General features: G+C 69.3%; 27 protein-coding genes. 16 read left to right on the top strand and 11 right to left on the bottom strand.

From position 1 onward, the window contains the following. Positions 1–2 precede the first annotated feature (2 nt). Both QWY80_RS14875 and QWY80_RS14870 read left to right on the top strand, forming a co-directional pair. Positions 3–1,451, top strand: a complete 1,449-nt coding sequence (locus QWY80_RS14875; RefSeq protein WP_290233036.1) for an aldehyde dehydrogenase family protein — start codon at positions 3–5, stop codon at positions 1,449–1,451. Positions 1,452–1,591: 140 nt separating this feature from the next. Continuing rightward, the gene (locus QWY80_RS14870; RefSeq protein WP_290234160.1) at positions 1,592–2,185 is read left to right on the top strand and encodes a transglycosylase SLT domain-containing protein; all 594 of its coding nucleotides are present in this window, start codon (positions 1,592–1,594) and stop codon (positions 2,183–2,185) included. A gap of 14 nt (positions 2,186–2,199) precedes the next feature. Here the strand turns inward: QWY80_RS14870 and hydA are convergent, their stop codons facing one another. The 5 genes from hydA to QWY80_RS14845 are packed head-to-tail and all read right to left on the bottom strand — an operon-like array spanning position 2,200 to position 7,456. Beyond that, entirely contained in the window at positions 2,200–3,630 is a 1,431-nt protein-coding gene (gene hydA, locus QWY80_RS14865) for a dihydropyrimidinase (protein WP_290233032.1), read from the bottom strand. Between the two features lie 28 nt (positions 3,631–3,658). Beyond that, entirely contained in the window at positions 3,659–4,960 is a 1,302-nt protein-coding gene (locus tag QWY80_RS14860) for a TRAP transporter large permease (RefSeq protein ID WP_290233030.1), read from the bottom strand. Further along, entirely contained in the window at positions 4,957–5,568 is a 612-nt protein-coding gene (locus QWY80_RS14855; protein ID WP_290233028.1) for a TRAP transporter small permease subunit, read from the bottom strand. Before QWY80_RS14855 ends, QWY80_RS14860 begins: the two co-directional genes overlap by 4 nt. 48 nt (positions 5,569–5,616) lie before the next feature. Next, entirely contained in the window at positions 5,617–6,675 is a 1,059-nt protein-coding gene (locus QWY80_RS14850; protein ID WP_290233025.1) for a TRAP transporter substrate-binding protein, read from the bottom strand. Positions 6,676–6,718: 43 nt separating this feature from the next. After that, positions 6,719–7,456: a maleate cis-trans isomerase family protein gene (locus tag QWY80_RS14845; RefSeq protein WP_290233022.1), complete on the bottom strand. Its 738-nt coding sequence runs from the start codon at positions 7,454–7,456 to the stop codon at positions 6,719–6,721. Positions 7,457–7,729: 273 nt separating this feature from the next. Here QWY80_RS14845 and QWY80_RS14840 point away from each other — a divergent pair, with 273 nt between their 5' ends. From QWY80_RS14840 to ahpF, 11 genes are all read left to right on the top strand, one after another. Further along, on the top strand, positions 7,730–8,728 hold the full coding sequence (locus QWY80_RS14840) for a TRAP transporter substrate-binding protein (RefSeq protein ID WP_290233019.1): 999 nt from the start codon (positions 7,730–7,732) through the stop codon (positions 8,726–8,728). Beyond that, complete coding sequence (locus QWY80_RS14835; protein WP_290233017.1) at positions 8,725–9,279, top strand: TRAP transporter small permease; 555 nt, start codon at positions 8,725–8,727, stop codon at positions 9,277–9,279. Before QWY80_RS14840 ends, QWY80_RS14835 begins: the two co-directional genes overlap by 4 nt. Then, complete coding sequence (locus tag QWY80_RS14830) at positions 9,276–10,556, top strand: TRAP transporter large permease (RefSeq protein WP_290233015.1); 1,281 nt, start codon at positions 9,276–9,278, stop codon at positions 10,554–10,556. The genes QWY80_RS14835 and QWY80_RS14830 overlap by 4 nt, the downstream gene beginning before the upstream one ends. A gap of 36 nt (positions 10,557–10,592) precedes the next feature. After that, positions 10,593–11,363 (top strand): aspartate/glutamate racemase family protein, encoded by a 771-nt coding sequence (locus QWY80_RS14825; RefSeq protein ID WP_290233011.1) that lies wholly within the window; start codon positions 10,593–10,595, stop codon positions 11,361–11,363. Between the two features lie 64 nt (positions 11,364–11,427). Further along, positions 11,428–12,111 carry a GntR family transcriptional regulator gene (locus QWY80_RS14820; protein WP_290233009.1) on the top strand — a complete coding sequence of 228 codons (684 nt, stop codon included), beginning with the start codon at positions 11,428–11,430 and terminating at the stop codon, positions 12,109–12,111. A 104-nt stretch (positions 12,112–12,215) separates the two neighbouring features. After that, complete coding sequence (locus tag QWY80_RS14815) at positions 12,216–12,704, top strand: hypothetical protein (protein WP_290233006.1); 489 nt, start codon at positions 12,216–12,218, stop codon at positions 12,702–12,704. Further along, positions 12,701–13,828: a GGDEF domain-containing protein gene (locus tag QWY80_RS14810; protein ID WP_290233004.1), complete on the top strand. Its 1,128-nt coding sequence runs from the start codon at positions 12,701–12,703 to the stop codon at positions 13,826–13,828. The genes QWY80_RS14815 and QWY80_RS14810 overlap by 4 nt, the downstream gene beginning before the upstream one ends. 150 nt (positions 13,829–13,978) lie before the next feature. Next, entirely contained in the window at positions 13,979–15,163 is a 1,185-nt protein-coding gene (locus QWY80_RS14805; protein ID WP_290233002.1) for a zinc-binding dehydrogenase, read from the top strand. Beyond that, on the top strand, positions 15,160–16,200 hold the full coding sequence (locus QWY80_RS14800; protein WP_290233000.1) for a proline racemase family protein: 1,041 nt from the start codon (positions 15,160–15,162) through the stop codon (positions 16,198–16,200). The genes QWY80_RS14805 and QWY80_RS14800 overlap by 4 nt, the downstream gene beginning before the upstream one ends. A 196-nt stretch (positions 16,201–16,396) precedes the next feature. Continuing rightward, entirely contained in the window at positions 16,397–16,960 is a 564-nt protein-coding gene (gene ahpC / locus QWY80_RS14795; RefSeq protein WP_290232998.1) for an alkyl hydroperoxide reductase subunit C, read from the top strand. Between the two features lie 304 nt (positions 16,961–17,264). Continuing rightward, complete coding sequence (ahpF, locus tag QWY80_RS14790; protein WP_290232995.1) at positions 17,265–18,821, top strand: alkyl hydroperoxide reductase subunit F; 1,557 nt, start codon at positions 17,265–17,267, stop codon at positions 18,819–18,821. An 88-nt stretch (positions 18,822–18,909) separates the two neighbouring features. On the opposite strand, the gene QWY80_RS14785 is transcribed toward ahpF, so the two are convergent. The 5 genes from QWY80_RS14785 to QWY80_RS14765 form a co-directional block, all read right to left on the bottom strand. Next, on the bottom strand, positions 18,910–19,275 hold the full coding sequence (locus tag QWY80_RS14785) for a DUF6164 family protein (protein WP_290232993.1): 366 nt from the start codon (positions 19,273–19,275) through the stop codon (positions 18,910–18,912). Positions 19,276–19,293: 18 nt separating this feature from the next. Further along, positions 19,294–19,890, bottom strand: a complete 597-nt coding sequence (locus QWY80_RS14780) for a histidine phosphatase family protein (protein ID WP_353960457.1) — start codon at positions 19,888–19,890, stop codon at positions 19,294–19,296. Then, positions 19,862–20,446 carry a peptidylprolyl isomerase gene (locus tag QWY80_RS14775; protein ID WP_290232991.1) on the bottom strand — a complete coding sequence of 195 codons (585 nt, stop codon included), beginning with the start codon at positions 20,444–20,446 and terminating at the stop codon, positions 19,862–19,864. The genes QWY80_RS14780 and QWY80_RS14775 overlap by 29 nt, the downstream gene beginning before the upstream one ends. A 64-nt stretch (positions 20,447–20,510) precedes the next feature. Then, positions 20,511–21,062: a hypothetical protein gene (locus tag QWY80_RS14770; RefSeq protein WP_290232988.1), complete on the bottom strand. Its 552-nt coding sequence runs from the start codon at positions 21,060–21,062 to the stop codon at positions 20,511–20,513. 160 nt (positions 21,063–21,222) lie between these two features. After that, a complete protein-coding gene (locus QWY80_RS14765) occupies positions 21,223–21,675 on the bottom strand; it encodes an Rrf2 family transcriptional regulator (RefSeq protein WP_290232985.1) in 453 nt (150 codons plus the stop codon). A 213-nt stretch (positions 21,676–21,888) separates the two neighbouring features. Here QWY80_RS14765 and hemN point away from each other — a divergent pair, with 213 nt between their 5' ends. After that, positions 21,889–23,274, top strand: coding sequence for an oxygen-independent coproporphyrinogen III oxidase (gene hemN / locus QWY80_RS14760; RefSeq protein ID WP_290232983.1), 1,386 nt, complete (start codon positions 21,889–21,891; stop codon positions 23,272–23,274). A gap of 176 nt (positions 23,275–23,450) precedes the next feature. Here the strand turns inward: hemN and QWY80_RS14755 are convergent, their stop codons facing one another. Further along, positions 23,451–24,365, bottom strand: a complete 915-nt coding sequence (locus tag QWY80_RS14755; RefSeq protein WP_290232981.1) for an AEC family transporter — start codon at positions 24,363–24,365, stop codon at positions 23,451–23,453. A 107-nt stretch (positions 24,366–24,472) separates the two neighbouring features. Between QWY80_RS14755 and QWY80_RS14750 the strand changes: the two genes are divergently transcribed. Beyond that, positions 24,473–24,985 (top strand): hypothetical protein, encoded by a 513-nt coding sequence (locus QWY80_RS14750; RefSeq protein ID WP_290232979.1) that lies wholly within the window; start codon positions 24,473–24,475, stop codon positions 24,983–24,985. Next, the gene (locus QWY80_RS14745) at positions 24,982–25,575 is read left to right on the top strand and encodes an SCO family protein (protein WP_290232977.1); all 594 of its coding nucleotides are present in this window, start codon (positions 24,982–24,984) and stop codon (positions 25,573–25,575) included. Before QWY80_RS14750 ends, QWY80_RS14745 begins: the two co-directional genes overlap by 4 nt. Positions 25,576–25,577 lie beyond the last annotated feature (2 nt).

The raw sequence follows: 25,577 nt of genomic DNA, 5'->3' as shown, positions 1-25,577 counted from the left end.
CCATGCACCAGCTGACACGACAGTTCATCGACAACCAGTGGGTCGAGAGCGCCGGCCGGCGCCGCCTGGCCGTCACCGACCCCTATCGCCAGGAGACGTTCGCCGAGGTCACCGCCGGCGATCCGGCCGACGTCGACGCCGCGGTAACCGCCGCGCGTCGCGCCCTGCCGGCCTGGCAGGCGCTGGGCGGCACGCGGCGCGCCGCCTACCTGTCGGCCTTCGCCGAGGCCCTGGCGGCCCGGCGGGACGAGCTGATGCGGCTGTCGTCCCGCAACAACGGCAAGGCGCTGGCCGAGGCCGGCGTGGACCTCGACGATGCCATCGCCTGCTACCGCTACTACGCTGCCCGGGCCGCCGACCTGGAGGCGCGCCAGGGACGCCGGGTCGACCACGGCGCCGAGGGCATCCGGGCCCAGGTCTACGAGGACCCCGTCGGGGTGGTGGGCCTGATCACCCCCTGGAACTTCCCGCTGGTGACCAGCGCCTGGAAGATCGCCCCGGCCCTGGCCGCGGGCTGCACGATCGTCTTCAAGCCCTCCGAGGTCACGCCGCTGCCGGAACAGGCGCTGGCCGAGATCGCCGCGGCCAGCGACCTGCCCGCCGGCGTGCTCAACCTGGTGCACGGCGACGGCGACGGCATCGGGGCGCCGCTGACCGTCCACCCCGGCGTCGACAAGCTCTCCTTCACCGGCAGCAACGCGGTGGGGGAGAAGGTGATGCGCGCGGCGGCCGAGGGGGTCCGCAACATCTCCCTGGAGCTGGGCGGCAAGTCGCCCATCCTGGTGCTGGATGACGCCGACGTGGAGCGGGCCGCCGACTGGGTGATGGCGGGCATCTACTTCAACTCCGGGCAGGTCTGCTCCGCCACCTCGCGGCTGATCGTCCATGAGGCCCTGGCCGAGTCCCTCTACGCGGCCCTGGGCGAACGCCTCGACGCCATCCGCCTGGGGGATCCGCTGGCCGACGAGACGGACATGGGCCCCATGACCAGTTCCCGCCAGCGCGAGGCCGTGGAGCGCTACCTGGCGGTGGCCGGCGAGGAGGGCCTGGTGGCGGTGCGCGATGCCCGCCATCGCCGGCTGCCGGCGCGCGGCGAGTTCGTCGCGCCCACCCTCTACCGCGATGTCCCGGTCGAGAGCCGCCTGTGGCGGGAGGAGATCTTCGGGCCGGTGCTCTGCGGGCGCAGCGTCTCCAGCGACGAGGCCGCCATCGAGCTGGCCAACGCCAGTCCCTTCGGCCTGGCCGCCACGGTGATCGCCGGCGATGTCGAGCGCGCCCGGCGGGTGGGCCGGGCACTGCGCGCCGGCAGCATCTGGGTCAACAGCGAGCAGCTGGTACTGCCCGAGGCGGGCTGGGGCGGCTTCGGGATCAGCGGCATCGGCCGCGAACTCGGTCCCTGGGGCCTGGCCGAATACCTCGAGGTCAAGCACCTGATCGGGCCCGCCGACTGAGTACCTTGATGCCGTGATTCCATGAATCCAGGCCCTAAGGCATAGTGGACATCATGGCCAATATCCGTATCCCCGATTTCCTCCCCCGAGATCGCGTCCGTCCCCGGTCGCTGCGAGGCCTTGTGGGGGCCGTCTTGCTGATGGGCTTGTCTGGCTGCGCCATGCTGGCCCCGGCGCCACCCGAGAACCAGTCCAATATCTGCGAGATCTTCCGCGAGCAACCCGACTGGTATGACTATGCGCATGCCTCCGAGGAGCGCTGGGGCACGCCCATCGCCACCCAGATGGCGTTCATCGAGCGCGAGTCCAGTTTCCGCAGCCATGTGAAGCCGCCACGTCGCAAGCTGCTCGGCTTCATCCCCTGGACTCGGCCCTCCTCGGCCTACGGCTATGCCCAGGCCCAGGATCCGGTGTGGGGCGAGTACGAGGACGATGCCGGGCGGCTGTTCGCGAGGCGCACCCACATGAAGCACGCCACCGATTTCATCGGCTGGTACAACGCCCGTACCCATCGCATGGCCGGTGTCTCCCTGCATAACCCCGAGCATCTCTACCTGGCCTACCATGAGGGTCAGGGTGGCTACCGTAGCGGTTCCTGGCGCGGCAAGCCCGCCGTACGGCGGGCCGCTCGCCAGGTGGCGGCGAATGCCGCGCGCTACCGGGGCCAGCTGGCCGCCTGCGAGGCGGAGCTCCGCTGCGACGGCCTGTTCGAGATCTGGCCCTTCTGCCGCTGATCCGCGGGCATGGCTCAGAACCCCTTGGCGGCACCGCGCGGACGCGCCGGCTGCGGCTTGTCGCAGGTCAGGAAGCGCCCGTGGCCCGGCTCGACCGTGGGCTCGCCGTCGCGCGACACCACCTGGCCCCGGCACAGGGTCAGCACCGGGCGGCCGGTGAGTTCCAGCCCCTCGTAGGGGGTGTAGTCCACCGCATGGTGCAGACTCGCGTTACGCACCCGGGTGCGGGCCTCGGGGTCCCACAGGGTCAGGTCGGCGTCGCTGCCGATGGCGATGGTGCCCTTGCGCGGGTAGAGGCCGTAGATCTTGGCCGGGTTGGTGGCGGTCAGGGCCACGAAGCGGGTCGGGTCGATACGCTCCTTGACCACCCCCTCGGAGAACAGGATGGCCAGCCGGGTCTCCAGGCCCGGGATGCCGTTGGGGATATGGTGGAAGCCGGCGTCGTCGCCGTGCAGTTTCTTGCCCTTGGGGTCGTCGTAGCGGAAGGGGGCGTGGTCGGAGGAGAAGACCTGGAAGACGCCGCTCTCCAGCGCCTGCCACACCGCCTCCTGGGCCGCCGGGTCCCGGGGCGGCGGGCTGCATACGCACTTGGCGCCCTCGAAGCCCTCCTGGTCCAGGTCGTCGGCGGTGAGCATCAGGTACTGGGGACAGGTCTCGCCGTAGATGCGCAACCCGCGGCCCTGGGCCCAGCGGATCTGCTCGATGGCCTCGGGGCCGGAGACGTGCACGACCAGCAGCGGCACGTCGATCAGCTCGGCCAGCGAAATGGCGCGGTGGGTGGCCTCGCGTTCGGCGATCGCCGAGTGGGCCACGCCGTGGTAGTAGGGCGACGTCTGGCCCCGGGACTCGAGCAGCTCGGTGAGGTAGGCGATGCAGTCGGCGTTCTCGGCGTGGACCATCACCATGCCGCCCTCGCGGCGGGCCATGGCCAGCACCTCCAGCACCTCGCGATCGTTGAGCTTGAGGTCGTCGTAGGTGAGATAGATCTTGAAGGAGCTGTAGCCCTCCTCGATCAGCGCCGGCAGCTCCTCGGTGAGCACCGTCTCGGTGGGGTCGGTGACGATCATGTGGAAGGCGTAGTCGATGGAGGCCTTGCCCTCGCTGCGCCGGTGGTAGTCTTCCACCGCGGCACGCAGGCCCTGGCCCTTCTGCTGGGCGGCGAAGGGGATCACCGTGGTGGTGCCGCCGCAGGCCGCCGAGCGGGTGCCGGTGAGGAAGTCATCGGCCATCACCGCGCCGTCGCCGAGCGGCTGGTCCAGGTGGCAGTGGGCATCGATGCCGCCGGGCATCACCCACAGGCCGCCGGCGTCGATCACCTCGGCGGCGTCCTCCAGGCCCTGGCCCAGGGCGACGATGCATCCGTCCTTGATGCCGATGTCGGCGTGGTAGTTGTCGGCCGCGGTGATGAGGCGGCCGTTCTTGATCAGGATATCGAAACGTGTCATGTCGCTTGCCTCGTCGTTGTCGGGGGGCCTAGCCCATGGCCTCGGGCAGCCACAGCACCAGGCCGGGCCACAGGATGATCAGCAGCACGAACAGCAGCATGATGGCCAGGAAGGGCAGGCTGCCGGCCATCACGTCGGTAATGGAGCCGCGCCCGCGCACGCCCTGTACCACGTAGAGGTTCATGCCGATGGGCGGGGTGATCAGCGAGATCTCCATCATGATCACCAGGAAGATGCCGAACCACACCGGGTCGAAGCCGAACTGCACCACCATGGGCACCACGATGGGTACGGTGGCGATCATCATCGACAGGGTCTCGAGGAAGCAGCCCAGCACCAGGTAGAAGACCACCAGCGCCAGGATCAGCCCCAGCGGCGTGAGCCCCAGGTCGGCCACCCAACGGGTCAGGGTGGTGGGGATGCCGAGGATGCCGACGACGTAGTTGAGGAAGAAGGCCGCCACGATGATCAACATGATCATGGCCGTGGTGCGGGCCATCGACAGGAAGCACTCGTGCAGCATCGCCAGCGTCAGCTTGCGCCGCCAGGCGGCCAGCCCCAGGGCGGCGACGACGCCGAGCGCCGCGGCCTCGGTGGGGGTCGCCCAGCCGCTGTAGATGCTGCCGATGACCACGGCGAAGACGCCGGCCGGCGGCAGCAGGTCCACCAGGGAGGCGAGGCGCTGGCGCAGCGAGACGCGCTCGGAGGCCTGCCCCACCACGCCGGGACGCAGCAGGCTGAAGGCCATGATCGTCAGCATGAAGGCCCCCGCCAGGGCCAGCCCGGGCAGGATGCCGGCGATGAACAGCTTGCCGATGGAGGTGTTGGTGATGGCCCCGTAGATGATCATGTTGATGCTCGGCGGGATCAGGATGCCCAGGGTCGCCCCGGCCGCCAGGGTGCCCAGCGCCAGCCGCTCGCTGTAGCCGCGTTCGGCGAAGGCCGGCAGGGCCACGGTGCCGATGGTGGCCGCCGTGGCCACCGAGGAGCCGGACATGGCGGCGAACACCGAGGAGGCGCCGATGTTGGTGTGCAGCAGGCCGCCGGGCAGGCGGTCCAGCCATACCGACAGGGCGCTGTACATCCGTTCGGTGATGCCGCTGCGCAGCAGTAGCTCCCCCAGCAGGATGAACAGCGGGATGGCCGTGAGGAGGAAGTCGTTGAGGGTGCCCCACAGGGTGTCGCCGAAGGAGTAGAGCACCGGCGTGCCCAGGTACATCAGGGTCCCCAGGGTGGCGACGGTGAAGATCGCCACCGCCACGTGGATGCCGGCCGCCATCATCCCCAGCATGAGGAAGAAGCCGACCATCACCTCGAAGGCGCCGATCATGAGACGGCCCTCCCCGGCTCGGCGGGAGTGCCGCCGCCGTAGTCCTGGCGAGCCTCATCCAGCTCATCGTCGGTGGTGCGCGGGCCGTAGTCGCGGTCGAGGATCGCGAGCCGGCCACCGACCAGCAGCAGCAGGGCGCGTGCCGCCAGCAGCACGGTCAGGATGGTGAATACGCCCAGCCCGATCACCCACAGGCCCTGGGGAATCCACAGCGGCGTCTGCAGCGGCGTGCTGGCCAGGCTGCCGAACTCCAGGGTCTCCCCGAGCGTCTCGATGGCCCGCCACAGCATGAAGGACGAGAAGGCCGCCAGCATCAGCATGGCCAGGACGTTGAGCGGCGCCTGCAGCCAGCCGGGCAGGCGTGTCAGCAGCACGTCGACCCGAGTGTGGGCCCGGTGCAGCAGGGCGTAGGCGAAGCTGAACGACACCCCGATGGCCAGGACGTAGCCGCCGATCTCGTCGACGCCCTGCAGCGAGAAGCCGAACAGCTTGCGGGCCAGCACCTCGAAGGTGATCAGCAGCGACAGGCCCAGGGCGGCATAGCCGGCGGCGATGGCGGCGCCGTGGGCCAGCCGCCGGGCCAGCAGGTAGGGTTGTGGTGAAGGCATCGGAATCCTCCCGCCGCGCCCCGGGCCGGCCGGGGCGCGGCCTCGGCGTTACTGGGAAATGGTCATGCCGGCGGCATCACCCACGGTGTCGTTCCATACCTCGACGCAGCTCGTGTACTGCTCGCTGCAGGTCTCGGCCCAGACCGGCAGCACCGCCTCCTGGGTGATGGCCGCCACCCGCTCGCGGGACGCCGGGTCGATCTCCACCAGCGCCATGTCGTAGGCCTCGTGACGCGAGCACCCCTCCTGGCCGGTGTTGCAGGCGATGGCGTCGTCGTTGACCTCGTAGGCCAGCTCCCACATCTGCTCCTCGAGCCGCCCGAAGGCCTCGGTCAGCTCCCGCTGCTGGGCCTCGTCGAAGCGGTTCCAGGTGTCCAGGTTCATGAAGTGGCCCTGCACCGAGTAGGAGAGCGGCAGCGGCACGAAGGTGTCGGTGACCTCGGGCCACTTGCCGTTGTTGCCCGCCGAGGGCGCCGTCACGCCGCAGTCGGTCACCCCGCGCTGCAGCGCCAGGTAGACCTCGCTGAACTGCAGGGTCACCGGCGCGGCGCCGAGCCCCTCCACCAGGCGCGACATGGAGGGCGTGAAGACGCGGACCTTCTTGCCGGAGAGGTCGCCGACGTCGTCGATGTCGCCGTTGCAGAACATCATCTGCGGACCGAAGGGCCACAGCGTCATCAGCTTGGCGTTGAAGCGTTCCTGCAGGCGAGCGTCGAAGGCCTCGCGCACGGCATCCACGGCCTCGCGCTGGGCGTCGAGGTCCGGCGAGACGCCGGCCAGGTCGATGCCCTCGAGGAAGGGCTCGTCGCGGGAGGCCATGCCGATCTGCACCGACATCACGTCGAAGGCCCCGGAGCGGATGTTGCGCAGGGCGTCGGCGGCCTCCACGCCGATGGCGTCCATGGTGTTGTAGACCACCGAGACGTCGTCGCGGGCGCCCAGTTCCTCGAAGAAGGGCCGCTCGACCTCGTCCACGTGCAGCTTGTTGCCGGAGAAGTTGCCGACGACCCGTAGCGGGGTCTCCGCCTGGGCCAGGCCGCCGGCGAACAGGCCGCCGGCCAGCGAAACGCCCAGGGCCAGGTGCTTGAGGGGGAACTTGATGGGCATGGTGTCACCTCGTCGTTGAAGTTGTTGGGGTGTATCCATGACGTCACGCGCCGAGGCGCGGGTCCTGGAAGAGTTGCCCCCAGCCCGCGAGGCGGGCGGGGTCGATGCCGGCCAGGGCCAGCGTCTTCCACACCGTCACGCTGACCGAGTCGTAGATGGGGATGCCGAGTTCGCGCTCCAGCGCCGGCACGATGCCGGCACCGCGCAGGTTGGTGCACAGGATGGTGATGGCATGGGGCTGCGCCGCGGCCACCTCGCGCACCAGCCCCGCCAGGGTGGCCTCGTCGACCTCGGAGAAGGAGAAGTTGCCGCGATCATTGAGATGGCGCTCGCTCACCACCTCGATGCCCTCCGCGGCGTAGTTGGCGACGATGGCCGCCTGGATGTCGTCGAGATAGGGCGTCACCAGGCCGAGGCGCGTGACGCCGGTGCGCTCGAGCACCTCGTTGAGCGCCAGCACGCTGGTGGTGGCCGGCGCCCCGGTGGCCTCGGTGATGGCCACGCACAGCCGCCGGTCCGTCTCGAAGCCGAGCCAACTGGCCGAGGTGCCGTTCCAGGCGATGACGTCCATGCGCGCGTCGTTGAGTCGCTGCGCGGCCTCCAGCAGCGGGGCCGGGTCGAACTGGGCCAGGGCGTCGTCGCGCATCGAGATCTCGCGGACCGTGAAGCGCTGGAAGTGGGCCGTGACACTGGGGAAGAGGTCGCGCAGCAGGGCCGCGGTATAGGGCTCCAGCACGGTGTTGGAGGAGGGCGTGAGCATGCCGATCAGGGTGCGGTCCATGGGGGCTCCAGGGTTGTTCTTGAAATTCTGTATACTGTATCCGGTGTACCCAATAAAGCCTTGCACAGCCGCGCGATTTTGCAAGTCGAATTTGCCGGTTCGGCATAAAAGCGCCAAAAAATAAAAGATCAAGTATTTGTTTTATAACAAAAAATAAAAAAACAGTATTCGGTATTTTGTATTTCTGTGAAGCCTGTCCTATGGTTTCTCCTAGTCGCCCGGCATCACCCAGGGGGCGATTTTCCCCACCCGCTCAACGAAGAGGATTCCCGCATGACAACAACAACGCGCCCTGCCAACCGTGCCGCCGTCCTGCTCCTGGCCCTGGGCCTGGGGACGCCGCTGATGGCCAGCGCCGAGAACCTGCGTTTCGGCGGCAACTTCACCGACGACCACTCCAGCAGCCGTGCCATGGAGATCTTCCAGGAGCAGCTCGCCGAGCGCACCGACGGCGAGGTCACCGCGGAGCTGTTCCCCAACATGCAGCTGGGTGGCGCCGGGGAGAACGTCGACCAGGTCAGCACCGGCGTCATCGCCGGCACCTGGATCGGCATTTCCTACCTGTCGCGCACCGTGCCCGAACTCGAGGCCCTGAGCCTGCCCTTCGCCTTCGACAGCCGCGAGGAGGCCTTCGAACTGATCGATGGCGAGGTGGGCGAGCTGCTCGACGAGAAGCTGGCCGAGAAGGGCTTCACCGCCCTGGGCTACATGGAGCTGGGCTTCCGTCACGTGACCAACAGCGAGCGGCCCATCGAGGCTATCGAGGACTTCGAAGGCCTGAAGATTCGCCTGCAGCCCAACGAGACCCACCTGGACACCTTCCGCGCCATCGGCGCCAACCCGGTCTCCATGGACATCAACGAGGTCTACGGCGCCCTGCAGCAGGGCGTGCTGGATGGCCAGGAGAACCCCTACAGCATCATCAGCACCAAGCGCCTGGACGAGGTTCAGCAGCATCTCTCCGACAGCGGGCACTTCTATGACTTCATCGTGGTGGTGGCCAACCGCGATACCTTCGACGGCCTGAGCGAGGAACACCAGCAGGCGGTCCAGGAGGCCATGGACGAAGCCGTGGCCTGGCAGCGCCAGACCGCCGCCGAGGAGGACGAGGCGGCCCGCGAGACGCTGATCGAGCGCGGCATGGAGTTCACCCCGATCGACGCCGACACCCGTGCCGCCCTGCGCGAGGCGAGCCAGGGGGTGGTGGACGACCTGCGCGACAAGATCGGCGCCGAGGTGGTCGACCGGGTGCTCGAGGAGCTCGAATCATGACACCCGCCTGGCAGCGGCTGGAGGCGCACGCCTCCAGCCCGGTCAAGCGCCACTTCCTGCACCTTCTGGCGCTGCTCGACCGGACGTCCTACTACGCCATCCTGGTGGCCATGGGCATGATGACCCTGCTGGTCTCGGCCCAGGTCTTCACCCGCTACGTGCTGGCCGGGTCCATCGACTCCGCCGACGAGCTGTCGCGCCTGTTCTTCGTGTGGGCGATCTTCCTGGCCATCCCTCACGGCATCAAGGTGGGCATCCACGTAGGGATCGACGCCCTGGTCTCCCACTTTCCCGAGGCGCTGCAGCGGCGCCTGGCCCAGCTGATGGCCTGGATCGGCGCCGCCATGATGGCCGCGCTGTTCTGGATCAGCCTCGGCGCCGTGGCCAGCAAGTGGCAGGAGCTGATGCCGACCCTGCCGATCACCGCCGCCGTCTTCTACATCGCCGTGCTGGTCTGCGCCGGCCACAGCTGCCTGCACCTGGTGGCCCAGGCCCTGCGCCTCGAGCCCCTGCCCAGCGCGCCCGAACGCCGTGGAGGGACCGCATCATGACCCCGGCCATCATCTTCACCTTCCTGGGCTTCGCCCTGCTGCGCATGCCCCTGGCCTTCGCCCTGGGCCTGGCGTCGCTGGTGGGCCTCTACGTGGGCGGCATGGACTTCACGGTGCTGCCCCAGCGCATGATGCACTCGGTCAACAGCTTCCCGCTGATGGCCATCCCGCTGTTCATGCTGGCCGGCGAGCTGATGGTGGCCGCCGGCATCCTGCAGCGCCTGGTGGACTTCGCCAACTCGCTGATCGGCCGCGTGCACGGTGGCCTGGCCCATGTGGCCATCGTCGCCGGCATGGTGCTGGCGGCGGTGAGCGGGGCCGCCGTGGCCAGCGCCAGCGCACTGGGCAGCTCGCTGGTGCCCTCCATGCGCCAGCAGTACGACACCGGCTACAGCAGCGCCGTGGTCGCTTCCGCGGCCAACCTGGGGGCCATCATCCCGCCCAGCAATGCCATGATCGTCTATGCGCTGATGGCCGGCTCCTCGGTCTCGGTGGGCGGGTTGTTCATGGCCGGCGTGGTGCCGGGCATCATCCTCGCCCTGGGGTTCATGGGGCTGGCGTCGTTCATCGCCATGCGTCGCCGCTATCCCCTGGCGGGGGGCGTGATCGGCCTCAGGCACGTGCTGGTGCAGACCTGGCGGGCCCTGCCGATCCTGCTGATGCCCATCGTGGTGGTGGGCGGCATCGTCGCCGGGGCCTTCACCCCCACCGAGGGGGCGGCCATCGCCGTGGTCTATGCGCTGGTGATCGGCTTCTTCGTGACCCGCCAGCTGCGCTTGGCCGATCTGCCCAAGGCGATGTTCAACGCCGCGGTGACCGCCGCCATGGTCGGCGCACTGATCGCCTTCGCCTCCACCATGACCTTCGCCTTCACCATCGACCTGATCCCCATGCAGCTGACCAGCTGGCTGCAGGGCGTCACCCAGGATCCGCTGGTGTTCCTGCTGCTGGTGATGGCGTTGCTGATCGGGGTGGGCATGTTCATCGAGTCCAACGCCGCCTACATCATGCTGGTGCCGTTGCTGGCGCCCATCGCCCTGGCCTACGGCATCGATCCGCTGCTGTTCGGCTTCCTGTTCGTGATGAACCTGGTGGTGGGCATGATGACGCCGCCGGTGGGCGTGCTGCTGTTCGTGATGTGCGGCATCTCCAAGATCAGCCTCAACGAACTGATGAAGAGCGCCTGGCCCTTCATCGCCTTCCAGTACGCCGTGCTGATCGCCTGCATCGCCTTCCCGGGCATCGTCACCTGGCTGCCCCGCGCCCTGGGCTACTGAGCCGCCCCAACACCATAACGATCCAAGGAACACGCCATGCGACTCCTCGTCATCAATCCCAACATCTCCCGCGACGTGACGCGGCTGATCGAGGCCGAGGCGCGACGCAGCACCCGGCCCGGTACCCAGCTGACCCTGGCCACCGCCCCCTTCGGGGTGGCCTACATCGAGACCCGCGCCGAGGCCCAGATCGGCGGCTATGCCGCCATGCAGGTGGCGGCCGAGCGACATGTCGGCCACGACGCCGTGGTGGTCGCCGCCTTCGGCGACCCGGGCCTCACCGCCCTGCGCGAGATCCTGCCCATCCCGGTGGTGGGCATGACCGAGGCCGCCCTGGTCAGCGCCTGCCAGGTCGGCAGCCGCTTCTCGGTGATCGCCATCTCCCAGCGCATCCAGGCCTGGTATCGTGAAGCCATCGCCGCGCATGGCTTCGCCGACCGCCTGGCCAGCATCCGCGCCCTGGACGAGCCCCTGGCGCACATCGGCCGGGTCCAGGAGGACCAGGGCGAACGCCTGGTGGCCCTGGCCGAGCGGGCGGTCCAGGATGATGGCGCCGACGTGCTGATCCTCGCCGGAGCTCCCCTGGCCGGCCTGGCCCGGAGCGTGGCCGACCGTCTGCCGGTACCGGCCCTGGACGGGGTGACCTGTGCCCTGCACCAGGCCCAGACGCTCGTCGACATGGCGGTCACGCCGCCCTCCGGCGGCAGCTTCGCCCCGCCCCCCGAGAAGGGTTGCCGGGGGCTTCCGGAGGCCCTCGCCGGGCTGGTGGGGCGTCGCATCGCCGAGGCCCCGACATCCGTCGATTGATTGTTTCCTGGCCGACAGTTCGGAGACAATCGCCGCGTCTCCTCACCGAAGAGGAATGGTTGACATGACAACGGAAGGTGCTGCCCTGCTCGGGCGGCGGCGTATCACGACCCCCTCGCTGGCGGAGGAAGCCTATGAGGCGCTGCACGACCTGATCGTCCACGGGCGCCTGGCCCCGGGTCAGCGGCTGGTCGAGCCGGAGCTGTGCGAACAGCTGGGGATCTCGCGCACGCCGCTGCGCGAGGCCCTGAAGATGCTGGCCAACGATGGCCTGGTGACGCTGCGACGCAACCGCAACGCCCAGGTCTCGCTGATCGATCCCCAGGAGCTGGAACATCTGTTCGAGGTCGAGGCCGGGCTGGAGAGCCTGGCCGCCACCCTGGCGGCCGAGCGCATGACCGCCAGCGAGCTCAAGCGCCTGGAGAAGCTCCAGTTGCGCCTGGAGAAGCTGCTCGACCAGGGCGATCGCGACGCCTACTTCGCCCTCAACCAGCGCATCCATGCGCTCATCGTCTCGGGGGCCAAGAACCCCGTGCTGGAGAGGACCCACCGGCGCCTGCTGGGCCAGCTGGAGCGCGCCCGTTACCTGGCGCTGGACCAGCTGGGACGCTGGGAGCAGTCCACCGAGGAGCATCGCGAGATACTCGAGGCGCTGAAGGCCCGCGACGGCGAGCGGGCCGGGCGCTGCCTGCTCGCCCATATTCACCACACCGGCGAGGCGATTGCCGCCGTCAATCGGCGCGACTGAGGCACGGCCGTTCGGCAGGCGTTGAGACGCCACTGTCGCCGAACGTGGACAGCCAGGCTCGGGTTGGCGATAGTCGACCCATCACCGCATCCCGGGAGCCTGTCATGCGCGTCCTCGCTCGGCCTTTGCCTTTCCTGTCGCTGCTCGGCGGGCTGCTGCTGGCCATCGCCTTGCCCGCCACCGCCCAGTCCGAGGAGGTCACCCTGGTGGTGTCGCAGGGCAGCGAGAGTCGCCGCCTCTCCCTCGAGGAGATCGAGCGAACGGGGCTGCATCACGTGGAGATGCACCATCCCGAGGGCCCGGAGGGGCGGTTCTCCGGGGTGTGGCTGGACGCCTTCCTGGCCGACCAGGGGCTGGACGAGGCGCGGCGGGTGCGCTTCATCGCCCACGACGACTACACCACCTTCCTGACCCCGGCCCAGCGCGACGCGAAGGCCTACCTGCTGGTCACCCGTCTGGACGGCGCGCCGCTGGCGCGCGATTACCTCGGCCCCTTCATGCTGGTGGTGCCGGCGGACGTCGAAGCGGTGCGTCGGGGCAGCGAACCCATGAGCCGCTGGATCTGGGCGATCCGTGAGGTCAGCGCCTTGTGAGGCGGCTGTCGAGTCGACAGCTGCGTGCCCGCCTGCTGCTCGCCTTCCTGCTGCTGACCGGCGTCTGTGCGCTGGCCTTCGGCTACTACCTGGCCGAGGCCCGGCGCCTGGTGGGGGCCAACTACACCGCCATGGTCACCGACGTCGTACGTGCCCAGGAGGACCCGACGCGGCTGCGCCTGAGCCTGGATAACCTGCTGGCTCGCCCGTCCCCCGGGCATGTGGCGCAGGCCAACGACCTGCTGTGGCGGATCCCGTTGAGGATCGAGGGGATCCGCCGCCAGCTGGAGCGCAGCGATCTTCCCCCGGCCGACTACCGGCCGTTGCTCGAGGAGCTGGCCTGGGTGGAGACCCGCCTGCCCCGGCTCTCGGAGGCGGTATCGGCGGCCGAGGAGGAGGGCCTGGCGGAGCCGGATCGCGAGGCACTGCTCGAGCTGGGCATGGCGGTGGAAGAGAGCCTCGCCTGGGCCTACAGCGAGCTCAACGAGCTGCTGCACCAGGCCTCGGCCGACCAGCGTCGACTGATGGTGCGGCTGACCCTGGCGGTGGCCATCCTGCTGCTGCTGGTGCTGGCGGCGGCGGGGGCGGTGATGGTCATGCTGCTCAAGCTGCACCGCCAGCGCGAGGCGATGCGCGAGCAGAGCCGCACCGACGAACTGACCGGCCTGTTCAACCGCCGGCGCCTGCTGGAGGCCGCCGCCCAGGAACTGGAGCGCCGGGCGCGACATGGCACTCCGCTGAGCCTGCTGCTGCTGGACCTCGATCACTTCAAGCGCGTCAACGATGCCTTCGGCCATCCCCTGGGCGACCGGGTGCTGATCGGCTTCGCCGGGCTCCTCGAGGACCAGACGCGCCGGGTCGACCTGGTGGTGCGCCTGGGCGGCGAGGAGTTCGCCATCCTGGTCCCCGACAGCGGCCTGGCGGCGGCGCGTCGCCTGGCCGAGCGGATCCGCCGGGCGGTGGGCGAGATGCCGCTGCCCGGGGCGGCCGCCGGCCGTCGCCTGACGGTCAGCATCGGGGTGGCCGAGGCGCTGGAGGGCGACGACTTCGATCGGCTCTACGGGCGTGCCGATCGCTGTCTCTACCGGGCCAAGGAAGGCGGCCGCGACCGGGTCGAGGCGTAGGGAAGAAAAAAACCGCAATTTCCGGGCCCGAAAACGAAAAGGATCGGCGGTCGATCCGGGGCCCCGGCCTATCGGTCGAGGCCGGGGGAGTCTGCTATCGTCTCGCCTGGAACCCACGCCCCGCACGGGGCCCCACCGAGGAGGCAGCAGATGGCAGTTTCAACCCCCGACGCGCCCGTTCCCGCCACCATGTCGGCCATGCTGCTGACCGGTCACGGCGACGTCGACAAGCTGGTCTACCGCGACGACGTCCCCGTCCCGCAGCCCGGGCCGGGCGAGGTACTGGTGCGCGTCACCGCCACCGCCAAGAACAACACCGACCGCAAGGCCCGCGAGGGGCTCTACCCGACCAAGGACAAGGGCGACGTCACCTCCTTCGCCATGGGCGGCGAGGCGACCCTGACCTTCCCGCGCATCCAGGGCGCCGACATCGCCGGCCGCGTAGTGGCGGTGGGCGAGGGCGTCGACGCCGGGCGTATCGGCGAGCGCGGCCTGCTCGACTTCAACCTCTATGCCGATGCCCGTCGCGACCTCAACCTGACGCCCGACTACTATGGTCACGGCGCCGACGGCGGCTTCGCCGAGTACGTGGCCCTGCCCTCGGACCAGTTCCACCACGTGCCCAACCCGGAGTTGCGGGATGCCGAGCTCGCCGCCATGGGCATGTGCTCCTACCAGACCGCCTACCATATGATGACCTCGGCGCGTGTCGCCGCCGGCGAGCGGGTGCTGGTCAGCGGCGCCAGCGGCGGGGTGGGCACCGCGCTGATCCAGCTGTGTCGCATCGTGGGGGCGATCCCCTATGCGGTGAGCCAGCCCGAGAAGGCCGACGCCCTGCTGGCGCTGGGCGCCGAGGCGGTGATCGATCGCGGTGACCTGCCGAGCTTCGTCGAGCGGGTGCTCGAGGCCACCGGCGGCACGCCCATCGACGCGGTGATGGACCTGGTGGGCGGCGAGATGACCGACCGCTTCATCGACACCATGATCGGCGACATGCAGGCGCGCACCAGCTACCCGCGGCTCTCTATCGCCGGGGCCAGCGGCGGCAACCTCAGCGAGATCATGTGGACGCGCATCTACCTCTACCAGGTGCAGATCTTCGGCGTCTCCCACGGCACCCGCGAGGAGGCCGAGCAGCTCGTCGCGTGGATCCGCGAGGGCCGGCTCAAGCCGGTACTGCACGCGGCCTTCCGGCTGTCGGACCTGCACGCGGCGGAGCGCTACTTCGTCAGCCGCGGTAGCAACTTCCTCGGCAAGATCGTCATCGTGCCCGATGCCCAGTGGGAGGAGCACGGTGCCCCTTTCGCCCTCGCCGACCCGGAGGGTCCGGCATGAGCCAATCGCTGACCTTCAGGATGATGGACACCCACGCCGGCGGCGACGTCAGCCGCATCGTGCTGGGTGGCATCGACGCCCTGCCCGGCGCCACCGTACGCGACCAGATGCACTACCTGCGCGACGACGCCGACGGCCTGCGCAAGCTGTTGTTGCATGAGCCCTACGGCATCCCCGAGATGTCGGTGGACCTGATCGTGCCGGCCACCGACCCCGAGGCGGCCGCTGGCTACATCATCATGGAGGTGATGGGCTACCCGATCTATTCCGGCTCGAACACCATCTGCACCGCCACGGCGGTGCTGGAGGCGGGTATCGTGCCCAAGCAGGAGGGCGTCCAGCACTTCAAGCTGGAGTCCCCGGCGGGCCTGGTCAACATCGAGGCCAAGGTCGAACGCGGCGTGGTGGAGGCGATCACCTGTGGGGGCCTGCCCAGCTACATCGACACCTACCGCGCCAGCATCCACGTCCCCAGAGTGGGCGACGTGACCTATTCGGTGGCCTACAGCGGCGGCTTCTACGCCCTGGTGGACGCCGCCGAACTGGGCTTCCACCTGACCCCGGACGAGGAGCGCGCCCTCTCCGACTGCGCCCACAGGATCGTCGAGGCGATCCAGGCCGAGCGCGGCTTCTCCCACTACACCCTCGGTGACGTGGGGCCGCTGCCCTTCCTGCACTTCATGGGCCCGGTGGAGCAGGTGGCCGACGACTTCTATCGCTCACGCTCGACGACCTACGTGCATCCGGGGGTGATCTGCCGCAGCACCACCGGCACCGGCACCTCGGCGCGCCTGGCGTTGATGCACCACGAGGGCCGTATCCGCCCCGGCGACCACCTGGAGACCGTCTCGCTGCGCGAGACCGGCTTCATCGGGACCTTCACCAGCACCCGCGAGGAGGGCCCTCACACCGTGGTGGAGAACACCATCACCGGCAAGGGCTATGTGCTGGGCCACACCGAGGTGGTGGTCAACTGCGAGGATCCCCTGGTGGAGTGTGCCGGCCTGCACCATATCCTCAGCGCCGGCCACGCCTGAGGCGCCGCACGAACGCCCGGGCTCGGCCCGGGCGTGTGCCCTCTGCAGGCGTGTGGGACCGCCTGCCGTGATGGGCCATAGGGTTGAATTATCGGCGCCATGGCACCATTCAATTTACGCTATCAACCCGGGCGGGCTACCATGCCTCCCGTATTCACCCGCTACATTCAACGAAAGTCTAGAGGAGCACCGTTCGATGTCCCTGCTTAACACCGAAGTCAAGCCGTTCAAGGCCACCGCCTACTATAACGGCGAGTTCGTCGAGGTGACCGAAGAGAAGCTGAAGGGCAAGTGGAGCATCTTCTTCTTCTACCCGGCCGACTTCACCTTCGTCTGCCCCACCGAGCTGGGCGACCTGCAGGACAACTACGAGGAGTTCAAGAAGCTGGGCGTCGAGATCTACAGCGTCTCCACCGACACCCACTTCACCCACAAGGCCTGGCACGACAGCTCCGAGACCATCGGCAAGCTGACCTATCCGATGCTGGCCGACCCGACCCATGCCATCTCGCGCAACTTCGAGGTGCTGATCGAGGAAGACGGCATTGCCGAGCGTGGCACCTTCGTCGTCGACCCGGACGGCAAGATCCAGATCATCGAGCTGAACGCCGGCAACATCGGCCGCAATGCCGAGGAGCTGCTGCGCAAGGTCAAGGCCGCCCAGTACGTGCGTGCCAACCCGAACGAAGTCTGCCCGGCCAAGTGGGAAGAAGGCGAAGAGACCCTGGCTCCCTCCCTGGATCTGGTCGGCAAGATCTAAGGAAACGCTGATTCATTGCTGCGCTCGATATCTTGGCCGCCGGCGGTGCTCGAAATCCTCACCTAGTACCGCATAGGCTCCGGTTTCTGCGCTCCGGCGGCGGCCAACCTCTCTTCGCTCGCGACATGAATCAGCAGTTTCCCAAGTAGAAATATTGCGAGGCCCCGCCCCGGGCCTCGCCGCCCTTCCCCGGGCATCCCCTGCCCGGGGCCCCGTTTTCGCATCACGAGACCCATGGCGGTGCCGCATGGCCATCGCACGGCCCCCTCGTGATCCCGAAACCCGAACATGAAGGAACGCTGTCATGTTGGACGACAATCTGAAAAACCAGCTCAAGGCCTACCTGGCCAAGGTCACCCAGCCCTTCGAGATCGTCGCGTCCCTCGATGACGGCGCCAAGTCGCAGGAGCTGCACGGCCTGCTGACCGACATCGTCGGCCTGACCGACAAGATCGCCCTGCGCACCGACGGCAGCGACGCGCGTCGCCCGTCCTTCGCCCTGAACCGCCCCGGCGAGGACACCGGCCTGGTGTTCGCCGGCCTTCCCATGGGCCACGAGTTCACCTCCCTGGTGCTGGCGCTGCTGCAGATCGGCGGCCATCCGCCCAAGGCCAGCAGTGATGTGATCGAGCAGATCAAGGGCCTCGAGGGCGAGCTGCACTTCGAGACCTACTTCTCGCTCTCCTGCCAGAACTGCCCCGACGTGGTCCAGGCGCTCAACCTGATGGCCATCCTCAACCCGAAGGTGCGCCACGTGGCCATCGACGGCGCGCTGTTCCAGGACGAGGTAGAGAAGCGCGAGATCATGTCGGTGCCCAGCGTCTACCTCAACGGCGAGCCCTTCGACCAGGGCCGCATGAGCCTGGAGCAGATCCTGGCCAGGGTGGACACCGGCGCCGCCGAGCGCGAGGCCGCCAGGCTCGGCGAGAAGCCGGTCTTCGATACCCTGATGATCGGTGGCGGCCCCGCCGGCGCCGCGGCGGCTGTCTACGCCGCGCGCAAGGGCATCCGCACCGGCGTGGCCGCGGAGCGCTTCGGCGGCCAGGTCCTCGATACCCTGGCCATCGAGAACCTCATCTCCGTGCCCCAGACCGAGGGCCCCAAGCTGGCCGCAGCGCTGGAGGAGCACGTCAAGGAGTACGAGGTCGACATCATGAACCTGCAGCGCGCCATCGAGCTGGTGCCGGCTCCCCGCCCGGGCGGCGAGCACGAGGTACGCTTCGAATCCGGCGCCAGCCTCAAGGCCAGGACCCTGGTGCTGGCCACCGGTGCCCGCTGGCGCGAGATGGGCGTGCCCGGCGAGGCCGAGTACCGCAACAAGGGCGTGGCCTACTGCCCGCACTGCGACGGCCCGCTGTTCAAGGGCAAGCGCGTGGCGGTGATCGGCGGCGGTAACTCCGGCGTCGAGGCGGCCATCGACCTGGCCGGCCTGGTGGCCCGGGTCACCCTGATCGAATTCATGGACGAGCTGCGCGCCGACGACGTGCTGCAGAAGAAGCTGGCCAGCCTGCCCAACGTCGAGATCATCAAGGGGGCCCGGACCACCGCGGTGAACGGCGACGGCAGCCGGGTCAATGGCCTCACCTACGAGGAGCGGGCCAGCGGCGAGCTGCGCCACCTGGAGCTGGAGGGCGTCTTCGTGCAGATCGGCCTGGTGCCCAACACCGAGTGGCTGAAGGATTCGCCCATCGAGCTCTCCGAGCGCGGCGAGATCATCACCGACGAGCGCGGCATGACCAGCGTGCCCGGCATCTTCGCCGCCGGCGACGTGACCACCGTGCCCTACAAGCAGATCGTCATCGCCATGGGCGAGGGCTCCCGCGCCGCCCTGGGGGCCTTCGACCACCTGATCCGCAGCTGATCTCGGGAGGGGACGCCCTCACCACCGAACGACGCCCCCGTCGGCCCCGGCCGGCGGGGGCGTCGTCGTCTGGCGTGGTGGTCGCGGGTCAGTCGATCAGGCCCAGGAAGGGCAGGGTCGAGGCGGCGAGGATCGCCAGGGCGGCGATGGCCAGCAGCAGGATCCGCCCGGGATGGTGGCGCAGCCGCTTCCACAGTGTGGGGGCCTCGCCCCGCGCGGCCAGGTCGTCGCGCTCCCGGCGGACCCGTTCGCTGAGCCCCCGCTGGTAGGCGTCGAGGACCTCGCGGGCCTCGGTATAGCGCGCCTCGTCGCGCAGCCAGATCGCCGCCACCCCCAGGCCCCAGAAGCCGGCCCGGCTCTCGTAGGTGTCGAAGCCGTGCTCCTCGAGCAGGGCCCGCACCTCCTCGGCCTCCTCGTCGGGCACGTTACCCAGCCGGAACAGCAGCCTCGCCACGTCAGCCTCCCTCGTCCGTCAGTCGCCGAACGGCGTGATGCTGGCCGGGGCCAGCGGTGCGCGGTCGCGGTGGCGGGTCAGTGGCTGGCCCTCCAGGGCGGCGAGCAGGATCTGCAGCGGGTCGCCGTGGCTGACCAGCAGCAGGGTCTCGCCGCGGTGGCGCGCCTCCAGGGCGTCGACCACCGCGCGCATGCGCGTCGCCACGGCACTCACCGGCTCCACGCCGAAGGCGCGGTGGTCGGAGGCCTCGGCGTCGCGGGCCCAGACCTCCGGGTAGCGGTCGTCGCCCTGGCCCTCCAGCTCGCCGAAGTGGCGCTCGCGCAGGCGCGGCTCGGGCTCCAGGGCCAGGCCGAAGCATGCCGCCACCCGGGCGGCGGTCTCGGTGGTGCGCCGGAAGTCGGAGTGCAGTGCCTGGGTCGGGGCCGGCCAGCGCCAGTCGGCCAGCAGGGCCTCGAGCTGGGCCTCGCCGGTGGGCGAGAGGCCGAAGTCGTCGAGTCCGCGTTCGGGGCTGCTGACGATGATCCCGCGGGCGTTGGCCTGGCTGTGGCCGTGGCGCATCAGCAGGTAGCGGTTGCGCATGGCGGCCTCAGCGGAGCTCTCGGCGAATCTCGGCACGCTCGATCACCACCGCCTCCTGGGGCGCATCCTGGAAGCGACCGCGGTTGCCGGTGGGCAGGCGCTTGATGGTGTCCACCACCTCCATGCCCTCTACCACGCGCCCGAACACCGCGTAGCCCCAGGTTCGGCCGGACTGCGGGCTGACGTGGTCGAGGGAGGGGTTGTCGGCGACGTTGATGAAGAACTGGGCGGTGGCCGAGTGGGGATCGCCGGTGCGCGCCATGGCCAGGGTGCCGCGGCGGTTGGAGAGGCCGTTGTCGGCTTCGTTGTCGATCGGCTCGCGGGTGGGCTTCTGCTGGAAGTCGGCGTCGAAGCCGCCGCCCTGGATCATGAAGCCGTCGATCACCCGGTGGAAGAGGGTGCCGTCGTAGTGGCCCGCCTCGGCATAGGCGAGGAAGTTCTCGACGCTCTGCGGCGCCTCTTCCTCGAACAGTTCGAGGCCGATGGCGCCCTCGCTGGTGTGCAGGACGACATCGGGGTCGGCAGCGGCCTGGGCGAAGGCGAGGGTCGGCAGCGCGGCGGTGAGCAGCAGGGCAAGGGAGAGGCGTCGCATGGTCTCGTCGGGTCCTGGGTGATGGATGACTCGGCGTCCAGCATACGGCGCCGGGCGGCGCCTGTCAGCGTACCGCCGCGCGACAGGCGCGTTGGGCGCGGTCCATGGCGGCGTCGGCGCCGGCCAGGGCGAAGACCATGAACCAGGGGTCGTCGGGGCCGCGCATCAGGCGCAGCCGCAGGGTCTCGCCGCGGCGCAACTCGTCCAGCAGCAGCGGCCGGTCGTCGAGGTCGAAGTGCACGTAGAAGCCGCTGTCGCCGCGCTCGACGCGGAACTCGCCGCGGCCGGTGTGGATCGTCTCGTGGTCGACCCGCAGGTCGGCGGGCACCCGGTTCACCGTGCGGCTCTCGGGCTGGCGCTCGCCCAGGTCGACGCGCAGCTCCAGCCAGGGGGCGTCGCAGGCGCCGGGGGTGTAGTTGACGCTGAACAGGGAGTCGCCGTAGCTGTCGCCCTCCGCGGCGCGGTAGAGACGCTCCTCGCCGAGCACCAGGGTCATCGACTGCCAGGCGTCGTGGCGCTCGACCTCGGCGGTGTTGAACTGCAGCGCGCTGACGGGGCCGGCCAGGGCCAGGCCGAGCAGCATGAGGAGGATGGACGGGACGAGGCGCTGGAGCATGGCGGTGTTCCTCTGGCAGGGACGTTCCCGGGGCGAGAGGGAGGCCTCTCCCGCCGAAAAGCCCACATGGTGCCAGAGTGCCGCCGGCCTGTCCCGGCCCGGTCAGCGGTGGCCGGTACCGAGGGTCATGTCGGCCTGCGGCCCGGTGGGCGGCGGGGCCTCAGGAGGCGGAGGGCAGTTCCTCGATATGCAGCAGGCGGATCAGCCCCGGGCGGCGGGGACCGAGCAGGTCGGCCAGGGTGTAGCGGTCGAGCACGGCCATGAAGGCCTCCAGGGCCTCGGCGAGGACGTGCTTGAGCTGGCAGGCCGGGGTGATCACGCACTCGTTGCGCTCGCCGAAGCACTCCACCAGGTCCAGGTCGCGCTCGGTGGTGCGCACCAGCTCGCCGAGCGAGATCGATGCCGGGTCGCGCTGCAGCAGCAGGCCGCCGTTCTTGCCGCGGATGGCGGTGATGTAGCCGTGGTGGCTCAGGTCCTGGACCACCTTCATCAGGTGATTGCGGGAGATGTCGAAGCGTTCGGCGATCTCGGTGATGGTCGAGCGCTGTTCCCCCTTGACCGCCAGGTAGAGCAGCACGCGCAGGGAGTAGTCGGTGAAGCGGGTCAGGTGCATGGGATGTCGGATGCCTCGCGCCGATGATCGGGGTGTCCACAGATGCAACGTATCTACATCTTATCCGACGCTGCAAGGCGGGGCATCCTGCTTTGCCGCCGGCTGGCCCCCACCGAGGGGGTAGCCGCCGCGTCGTGCCTACCTCCAGAAGGGTACCGACGCGCCGCGCCGCGGCTGGCATACTCCCCGGCATCTTCAAGAGGCCGTTCGACCATGCGAGATCACCTGCCCTTCGACCGCCACCTGGTGGAGAAGTACGACCGCCCGGGGCCGCGCTACACCTCCTACCCCACGGCGCCGCAGTTCCACGCCGCCTTCGCCGAGGACGACTACCGCGCGGCCGCCGAGCGCAGCAACCGCCCCGCGTCGCCCAAGCCGCTGTCAGCCTATGTGCACATCCCCTTCTGCGAGAGCCTCTGCTACTACTGCGCCTGCAACAAGATCATCACCCACAACCGCGAGCGGGCCGCCGAGTATCTCGAGTGGCTCAAGCAGGAGATCCGCGTCCAGGGGGCGCTGTTCGACGACTCGCGGCGGATGACCCAGCTCCACCTGGGGGGCGGCACTCCCACCTACCTGAGCCACGCCCAGCTGGGCGAGCTGATGGCGAGCCTGGACGCCGCCTTCCACTTCGCCGAGCCCGAGGCACGGGAGTTCTCCCTGGAGGTGGACCCGCGCACCGTGACCCCCGGGCAGATCCAGGCGCTGCGCGAGCTGGGCTTCAACCGCCTGAGCTTCGGGGTGCAGGACTTCGATCCCGAGGTGCAGGAGGCGGTGAATCGCGTGCAGAGCGAGGCGCAGGTGGTGGCGCTGGTGGCCGCGGCCCGCGAGGCGGGCTTCGACTCGGTGAGCGTCGACCTGATCTACGGCCTGCCACTGCAGACGGTGGCCAGCTTCGACACCACCCTGGACAGGATCATCGCCCTGCGCCCCGACCGCATCGCCGCCTACAGCTACGCGCACCTGCCGGCACTGTTCAAGGCCCAGCGGCTGATCCGCCCCGAGGACATGCCGCCGCCGGAGCGCAAGCTGGAACTGCTGGAGCTGACCATCCGCCGCCTCACCGAGGCGGGCTACGTCTATATCGGCATGGATCACTTCGCCCTGCCCGAGGACGAGCTCAGCCTGGCCCGCGAGAACGGCACCCTGCAGCGCAACTTCCAGGGGTACTCCACCCATGCCGATTGCGACCTGATCGGCCTGGGCATCACCGCCATCGGCCGGGTGGGCGACACCTACGGCCAGAACGTCAAGGAGACCGCCCAGTACCAGCATCGCCTGGCGGCGGGCGGGCTGCCGGTGATGCGTGGCTATCGGCTCAGCGCCGACGACCGCCTGCGCCGCGACGTGATCAACGCCCTGATGTGCCACGGACGCATCGACTTCGCCGCCATCGAGGCGCGTCACGCCATCGACTTCCGCGACACCTTCGCCGACGCCCTCGTCGAGCTCGAGGAAATGGCCGACGACGGCCTGCTGGCGATCCGCCGGGACGCGATCGAGGTGCTGCCCGCCGGCCGGCTGATGATGCGCAATGCGGCCATGGCCTTCGACGCCTATCTCGATCCCGGGGAGAACCGCTATTCGCGCACCGTGTGAACGAAAAAAGCCACCCTCGGGGAGGGTGGCACAAGACCGTGACTAGCAATGAGGAGGGAGAAACCATGGCAGGAGACTGGCGGGTCCTGCCCTGGCAGTGGCGCCTCATCAACGCCACTGAGGAAAGAGTAATCATTCTCGTTTATTGTGTCAACAAGAATGCGAATGTTTTTTATCTAGCTCGCCAGGCGTAGCCATAGCGGCAGGGTCAGCATCGCCAGCAGGGTCTGGGCGGTGATCAGCGCGGCCATCATCTCGGCATCGCCGCCCAGTTGGCGGGCCAGGATATAGGCGGAGGTGGCGGTGGGCAGGGCGGCGAACAGCAGGACCACGTCGCGGCTCACCGGGTCGAGGCCCAGCCCCAGGGCCAGCAGCAGCACCAGGGCCGGCATCAGCACCAGCTTCACCAGGTTGGTGGCCCAGGTGCCGCGGTCGAGGCGCATCAGCGCCCGCGGGCGCAGGGCGACGCCCACGGCGACCAGGCCCAGCGGCAGGGCGGCGCGGCCCAGCAGCTCCACCGTGGCCTGGCTCCAGCCCGGCAGGCCGATGCCGCCGAGGTTCAGGGCGATGCCCAGCAGGCAGCCGAGGATCAGCGGGTTGCGGGTCAGGGCAGCCAGGCTCTTGCCGAGGCTGCCGGTGCCCAGGGTGCCGGCGGCGATGAAGCTGGCCACGCACAGCACGTTGACCACCGGCACCATCAGCGCCACGGCGACCGCCGCCACCGTGGCGCCGGGGGCGCCGTGCAGGGCCGCGGCGCCGGCCACGCCCACGTAGGTATTGAAGCGCAGCGCCCCCTGGAAGGCCGAGGTGAAGGCCGGCGCCGCCAGGCCCAGCCAGCCGCGCAGGCGCCACAGCAGGGCGCCGAAGAGCCCCATGGCCCCCAGCAGCGCCACGGCGACCCGTCCCACCGGCACCTGGCTGACGTCGGCGGTGGCCAGGGTGGCCACCAGCATGGCGGGAAACAGCAGGAAGTAGATCAGGCGCTCCAGCTGGGCCCAGAAGTCGCCGCTCGGCTGGCGCAGCCGGCCGAGCAGCGCCCCCAGCAGGATCAGCAGGAACAGGGGGCCCAGCGCGTCCGCCACTTCCGTCATGTCGTTCTCCTTGGTCTTGTTGCCTGCGACATCCTTGCGCAGTCTGCCACAGCCGAAAGCTGATAAGCTTGCCGGCAGCTCCCGCAACCGTCACGTCGTCCCTCGCCATGCCCGATACCGCCTCCCCCGACCCGGCCGTCACGCGTCCGCCGCTGCTGCGGCTGCTGATCCTCGTCACCCTGGCCGCGGTGGCCGTGGCGCTCTGGTACCTGACCAGCTACAGTCTGCGCGGGGCCGAGGAGGTGCGCTGGTTTCCCGCGTCACCGGGCTGTGACCTGCACCATGGGCCCTGCCGGGCCGAGCTCGGCGAGGCCGGTCACCTGAGCCTGGACCTCGGCGCGGACGGCCAGGTGGGCGCCCTGGAGATCCTGCCCCTCGAGGTGTCCCTGGAGGGCGTCGAGGCGACCTCGGTGCGGGTGGACCTGGTGGGACGCGGGATGGACATGGGCTTGCACCGCTACCCGCTGGCACGCGACGCTGACGGCGTCTTCCGCGGCGCGGGGCAGGTCCCGATCTGTACCCAGGCGGTGATGCCCTGGCGGGCCAGGGTCATCGTCGAGACTCGCGATGCTAAGCTGGGCAGCGGATTCGACTTCGACGTGGAGAGAGAGGCGCCATGAAACGCAAGGGCATCTGGGCGGGCATCGCCCTCATCGTGCTGATCCTGGCGGTGGGCGGCGTCGGCTGGTTCCAGCACCAGTTCGGCAGTGCGGGAAGCGGCAACGAGTTGCAGGGGGGGCCGATCGAGCTGCCCTCGACCCACGGCGACTTCTCCCTCGAGCGACTCGGGGAGGAGGAGCTGGCGGTGGTCTTCTTCGGCTACACTCACTGCCCCGACGTCTGTCCCATGAGCATGGCGGTGATCCGCCAGGCGTTGGCCGACCTGGAGGCGGATCAGCGCGAACGGGTGGTGCCATTGATGATCTCGGTGGACCCCGAACGGGACACCGTCGAGCGGCTGGCCGAGTACACGGACTTCTTCGGCGACGACTTCATCGGCGCCACCGGCAGCCAGGCGCAGCTCGAGGAGATCGCCGAGCGCTACGGGGTGGTGTGGCGCAAGGTGGAGGCTCCCGACTCGGCCATGGAGTACACCGTGGACCACAGCTCCTCGCTCTACCTGGTGGACCGGGAAGGCGAGATCCTGAGGCGGGTGCTCTACTCGCCGGCTCCCCATAGCCTCAGCGCGGCACTGCAGGAGGTGCTCTGAGC

The organism is Halomonas ramblicola, assembly GCF_030409215.1.
In the GTDB taxonomy this organism is placed as follows: domain Bacteria; phylum Pseudomonadota; class Gammaproteobacteria; order Pseudomonadales; family Halomonadaceae; genus Halomonas; species Halomonas ramblicola.
This window is presented reverse-complemented; position numbering and strand designations above follow the sequence as displayed.